5 protein-coding genes are annotated in these 6031 nt (G+C 46.2%); 4 read left to right on the top strand and 1 reads right to left on the bottom strand.

Annotated features, from left to right (window positions below; translation table 11 throughout):
- Positions 1 to 1567, top strand: a 1567-nt coding sequence (gene priA, locus V7D75_RS08950) for a replication restart helicase PriA (protein WP_333614279.1), incomplete at its 5' end; no start/stop codon positions are given.
- 253 nt (positions 1568 to 1820) lie between these two features.
- Entirely contained in the window at positions 1821 to 3026 is a 1206-nt protein-coding gene (locus V7D75_RS08945; protein WP_333614278.1) for a cation diffusion facilitator family transporter, read from the top strand.
- 142 nt (positions 3027 to 3168) lie between these two features.
- On the opposite strand, the gene V7D75_RS08940 is transcribed toward V7D75_RS08945, so the two are convergent.
- Positions 3169 to 3462, bottom strand: a complete 294-nt coding sequence (locus V7D75_RS08940; protein ID WP_333614277.1) for a hypothetical protein — start codon at positions 3460 to 3462, stop codon at positions 3169 to 3171.
- A 179-nt stretch (positions 3463 to 3641) separates the two neighbouring features.
- On the opposite strand from V7D75_RS08940, the gene V7D75_RS08935 reads away from it, so the two are divergent.
- A complete protein-coding gene (locus V7D75_RS08935; RefSeq protein WP_333614276.1) occupies positions 3642 to 4346 on the top strand; it encodes a hypothetical protein in 705 nt (234 codons plus the stop codon).
- A 74-nt stretch (positions 4347 to 4420) separates the two neighbouring features.
- Positions 4421 to 6031 (top strand): monovalent cation:proton antiporter-2 (CPA2) family protein (locus V7D75_RS08930; RefSeq protein WP_333614275.1); only part of this gene is annotated, 1611 nt, incomplete at its 3' end.

The raw sequence follows: 6031 nt of genomic DNA, 5'->3' as shown, positions 1-6031 counted from the left end.
GCAAGCGATGCAAGCGGTCTTGGAGGCGGGCGAGCAAGTATTGATACTGGTACCAGAGATTGGTTTGACGCCGCAAACACGCGCGCGCTTTGCCAGTCGCTTTGCCGCTCATATAGTCTTATTACATTCGGGTATGAACAATACCCACCGCCTGCAAGGTTGGCAAGATTGCCGTACTGGTCACGCGCAAATTATCATCGGCACGCGCTCAGCGGTGCTGTATCCGTTTGCGAATTTGGGCTTAATTGTCGTCGATGAAGCGCACGATGGCTCTTATAAACAGCAAGACACGCTGCGCTATCATGCCGCTGACGTCGCGCTGTATCGCGGCCTGCAAGCCAATATTCCCGTCGTACTTGGTACTGCGACTCCTTCGCTTGAACATCTAAGACTGGTCGATGATGGCAAGCTTATCGAATACCAACTGCAAACTCGCCCTGGTAACGCCAAAACTGCAAGCATGCAGCTGATTGACGCGCGCCAGCAAAGCACCCATCAACAGACGGCAGACGACGGCGCACGTTACGATACAGGATTGACCGACGCGCTTATCGGCGCGATACGGCAAACGCTAGAAGCGGGCGACCAAGTATTGATATTTTTAAATCGTCGCGGTTATGCGCCAGTTTTGCTATGCGAAGCGTGCGGCTGGCAAGCCGATTGCCCGCGCTGTGATGCGCATTTAACCGTGCATTATAATAGCCGATCGCAATCCAATTCCTATCCAAACAGCTCTTATTTAAAATGCCATCACTGTGATTGGCAAGCCTATATTCCAACGGTTTGCCCTGATTGTGGTAGTCAAAATTTGGACGCCAAAGGTATCGGAACGACGAGGCTAAGCGAAAATTTGCACGCAATTTTTGCCAATCCACAAACCAGCAAAGAGTTGTACCCCATTATCCAAATCGATCGCGATACTACTAGGCGTAAAGACAGCTGGGAGCATATCTATCAGCGTATCAATGAAGGCAAACCTGCCATCTTAGTTGGCACGCAAATGGTCGCCAAAGGGCATCATTTTCCCAATGTTACGCTGGTCTGCTTGCCCAATGCTGATCGTGGCTTTTTATCAGCCGACTTTCGCTCTCCGGAGCATACCGCCCAGCTCATGATTCAAGTAGCAGGCCGTGCTGGTCGCGGGGACAAATCGGGGCGCGTGCTTATTCAAACGCTGCAACCCGATAATGCGCTGTTATTAAAATTGGTAAAAGATGGTTATTTATCATTCGCACGTGAGCTATTGCAAGAGCGTAAAATGATGGGCTTGCCGCCGCATAGTTATGCCGCCCTAATACGCTGCGAAGGTAAAACGTTAGCTGCCACCACGCAAGCGCTAAAAGATGCCGTTGGTATTCTTCCAAATGCTCATAATCTTGCTGTTCTCGGCCCTATCGATGCGCCGATGAGCAACAAGAACAGCCACTACCACGCGCAATTACTGCTATTAGGCAAAGACCGACAGCAATTACATCGCGTATTACATCACTGGTGGCAACCTGTACTTGCCTTACCAAGCGCCAAATATCTAAAACTGACCTTAGATATCGACCCTGTCGGCTGGTAAACGTTCAATTTTAGAATACACCGCGCCAGTTTTAATCATCATTCTATACATTAGCGTCAATAAAGAACGCTAGCCAAAATTCGCCTTATATCGTTTACTGCCTAGATACAGCAAGCCTTTAGTAAATGTGCTAAATTCTCTATAACTGTCTGGTTATGGACAGCAAGCCTAACTTTATAAGCAATTAAAGCTTTATAAGCAATCAAAGCTTTATAAACCCTCTATTTCACCTTTTATTATCCCGAGTATTGTTATGAATCAAGAGCGCCCGAAATCTAAACAACATGACCATTCTCATCAGAATGCGGCGATTGATACCCATAAACATGCTCAAAATCATGCAGATAATAGTAATATTCAAGACAGGTATACCAAGGATAATCAACACCATCATGACCACGATGAGCATCTAGAAGAGACGGTTACACCGCGCGATACCAAGGGTTATCAACGCACTTTGCTGTTTAGCTTTATCATCATTACAGGCTATATGTTTGTCGAAGCCATTGGCGGCTGGCTCACGGGTAGTTTGGCACTATTGTCCGATGCTGGTCATATGCTCAGTGACGCGGTAGCGCTTGGCGCGACATTAATGGCCTTTAGGATTGGTGAAAAAGCGGCTACCCATCAAAAAACCTTTGGCTATAAACGCTTTGAGATTTTGGTGGCGACGGTCAATGGTGCGACGCTGGTTGTTATTGCCATCATGATTTTTTATGAGGCGATTAAACGATTTAACTCGCCGCCTGAAATTGCAACCCAAGGGATGCTTATCGTTGCGACCATTGGTATGCTGGTCAATATTGTAGTCGCTTGGCTGATGCATCGCGGCAGTCGCGGCACTGATACGCATGGGCATGCACATAGTCATAACCATGGCGACAATCATGTACAGCAAGATGGACAAGCTGAAGCTAAAGCACCAGTTAATTTAAATATGCAAAGTGCTTATTTGCACGTATTAAGTGACTTAATGGGTTCGGTTGCCGCTATCGTTGCCGCGCTTTTGATGATGAGCTTTGGCTGGGTTTGGGCAGATGCGGCAGCGTCAGTCATTGTCGCCATATTGATTTTATTTAGTGGTTATCGCGTGGTACGTGATTCGGTACATATCTTGATGGAGGGCACACCAGAGGGCATATCGCTTGTGGAGGTCGAAGATAAACTACTTACCCATCCACAAGTCCAAAAAGTCCATGACCTCCATGTTTGGAGTATCACCAGCGGTCTCAACGCCCTATCTTGTCACGTGGTCGTCGATGGTGAAATGAGTATTTATGAATCGAGTATCTTGATTGCCAGTTTAGAACAGAGCCTTCTTGAGCTTGATATTCACCATGCGACCATTCAGGTTGAAAGCTTAGCGCATCCGCAAACCAAGACCCATAGCGATGCCTTAGTTTGCGATATCTCCCAGCAGGCGACTAATAGCAATAGTCATATTGGTCACAACCATTAAGTAGATGACATCAACTATAAGACTTTAAATATTAGCCATTAAAAAGCCAGATATGACATATTAAAACGCTACTCGTGATCTCATGATCAATTAAAACGTCGCCTATCTAGTTGTCAGTTGTGAGCGACGTTTTATCAATTAATTAACTCTTTATAAGGTGCTGGCCATAACGCAGCACAAAACAAACGAACCAAACTGCTGTTATGAGCCAAATACTCAGCCCCAGCCCCAACAGCGTCATGCGAATCCAAAAATCTAGCGCGCCGTCCATAAACTGTGGCAGATAAACCGGTCCCATATTTGACGCCAGTAGCAACCAAAATCCAAATACTAGCGCCAATCCTGCACCGGTAATTTTTAAAATCACCCTACTAAAACTTCTTAAGAAGCTCCGCCGATTATGATGATTTAGGAAATATTTAGAGCCATTATCCATAAAAACAGCGCCTAAGAAAAAGGTTTAATTTTAAATAAGCTTATATCAGGCGGGTTTTTTCATTGTAATAGGATGTTAAAAATCATGGGAAATTTGGCCGCGTCGCCATATTTTTTATCTAAATTCTGTATACTTAAAGCTGAAACGCCTAATTTGCCACTACTGGATTATTTTCTACCATGTCGAGACGCTCAGCTCCTTTCGTTGCTCCAAGCTACATTGATGACCCTATCTCAAGCGAGGGTAAAAAGCATGCCAAAGCATTGCTATCGACGCTGCAAGAAGATATTGCCAGCTTTCGAGATGAGCAGTTTCCGCCTGATATTTTGCGGCAAATTCGTGATATGCCAATTTACGAAGGCAATTTAGCCGAAGTCCAAGCTTATCAGCAGCGTTGGCACAATCTGCTTGAGCGTGCGATGGCATTTTATCCGGCGGCCAATCTGCCACCCGACTATTTGCCTTTGCCCGCCAGCCTTGAGATACCGCAGTTTATTTATCATGTGCAAAGGTTACATCTGACCAAGACGCGCGCCAAAGAATCCAAAAGCTTTGGCTCGGTCGGTGCGCTGACCGATAAATGTGGCGATTACAGCGCCGATGAAATCGCCCGTATGAGCGCCGTATTTGACAACGATGATGAAGCACGTTTGGTGGCGCATCGTGAATTTATTGATCTGCGCGCCTATGTATTTTGCCGTGATACCAAGGGCGAGATGCTAGAGCCTGAGCGCGTACGCTTTTATCGCACGGGGCTTATCGTTCATGCCCTACCCGATTTTAAAATCGTCGACAGTCGTCAGACCCCGCGAAAACGCCGTAACGATGCTTATAGCAATCCGCTGGCAGACAATGGCGTATGGAAGATTTATCGTAAAAAGTAAACCCTGTAAAAGTTTTTACTTATAGCTCTATTTTGTTTTACTGCTCATTTTATCGTTACCGCTAAGGATTCCAGATGCTCGCTGCCGCCGCCGGCTCACCAAACTTGATGTTACAAGCTACAATTTTCTTGGGAGCAGCCCTGCTGTTTGTACCACTCGGCAAGCGCTTCGGTATTGCGACGGTGTTAGGGTATCTGATTACTGGCCTGATATTGGGCCCAAGTGGTTTAGACGTTGCAGGCGACGCCGAGAGCTTATTGCACTTTTCTGAGTTCGGCGTAGTCATGCTGTTGTTTATCATTGGCCTTGAGTTGCAGCCTTCACGATTATGGGCGCTACGGCGTTCGATATTTGTCCTCGGGGGCTTACAAGTCGGTTTGACTGGCACGCTATTGATGTGGCTGTTACACCAGTTTTTTACCTTGCCGCTCGATACTGCTTTTATCGTTGGCTTTGGTTTAGCCTTGTCGTCGACTGCCTTTGTGCTACAAATCTTGACGGAAAAACAGCAGCTTTCTAGTACCCATGGCCGTGAAGCCTTTACCATTTTATTATTCCAAGATATCGCTGTTATCCCTTTGTTAGCCGTTATTCCATTTTTATCAGGGGTGCGCGAGCAAAGCTATGATTTGATTTATTTTGGCAAAGTTTTTGCGGTTTTTGCCGGACTTATCTTTGCTAGCCGCTATATCATTCGACCTTTCTTTAAATTTGTGGCATCTAGCGGTGCTTCAGAACTTTTAACCGCCGTCGCTTTATTTATCGTCATGGGCGTGTCTATTTTAATGGGGCAAATTGGACTATCGATGGCATTGGGTGCATTTTTAACAGGGGTATTGCTGGCGGATTCTGAGTATCGTCATGAGCTAGAAGCCAGTATCGAGCCGTTTAAAGGCTTGCTGTTAGGGCTGTTTTTTATGTCGGTCGGCATGCTCACCGATGTCAAACTCATCTTAGCAAAGCCTATTTTTATTATTGGCTGCGCTATGGCGTTGATGGTGATTAAATTTGCTGTTATTACCGCCATTGCAAAAGTATCGGGTAATCGCTGGCCGACCAGTATTCGTTTGGGTGTTACCCTCGCTCAAGGTGGTGAATTTGCCTTTGTATTATTCAGTGTGGCAAGCGCGCAAAATGTATTGCGTCCTGAGCTTGGCAACACCCTAAACCTTATAGTCACCATCTCTATGGCGCTCACGCCACTGGCATTTTTACTCTTAGAAAAAATCGGTGAACCGCTCTTTGCCAAAAGAAAACCCAGCCGCGAGTACGATACTATTCCTGATGACGAGCATCAGGTAATTATTGCTGGTTTTGGGCGTGTGGGTCAGATTATCGGTCGGGTGCTGCGTATGCACAATATCGAATTTACAGCGATTGAGCGCTCGGCAAATCGCGTCGATTTCGTGCGTAAATTTGGTAACCAGGTCTATTATGGCGATCCAAAAAACCCCGAGATACTTCGCGCCGCCGGTATCAAAAAAGCACGCGTCTTTATTCTCGCTATCGACGATGTTGAGCGCTCTATCACCACCGCTCAATATTTGCGTAAAAACTATCCTGATATGATCGTCTTAGCACGCGCCCGTGACCGCCAGCATTATTACCGTTTGCGTGAAGTCGGCGTCCGACATATTTGGCGTGAGACCTATTTATCGTCTTTAGATATGTCGCGTGAATCATTA

Origin of the sequence: Psychrobacter sp. (assembly GCF_036731945.1) — a bacterium.
Taxonomy (GTDB): Bacteria; Pseudomonadota; Gammaproteobacteria; order Pseudomonadales; family Moraxellaceae; genus Psychrobacter.
This window is presented reverse-complemented; position numbering and strand designations above follow the sequence as displayed.

Excerpts from the sequence above, each read along its gene's own strand:
- V7D75_RS08935 (WP_333614276.1), top strand. The coding sequence starts at position 3,642 with ATGTCGAGACGCTCAGCTCCTTTCGTTGCTCCAAGCTACATTGATGAC.
- V7D75_RS08940 (WP_333614277.1), bottom strand. The coding sequence starts at position 3,462 with ATGGATAATGGCTCTAAATATTTCCTAAATCATCATAATCGGCGGAGC.
- V7D75_RS08945 (WP_333614278.1), top strand. The coding sequence starts at position 1,821 with ATGAATCAAGAGCGCCCGAAATCTAAACAACATGACCATTCTCATCAG.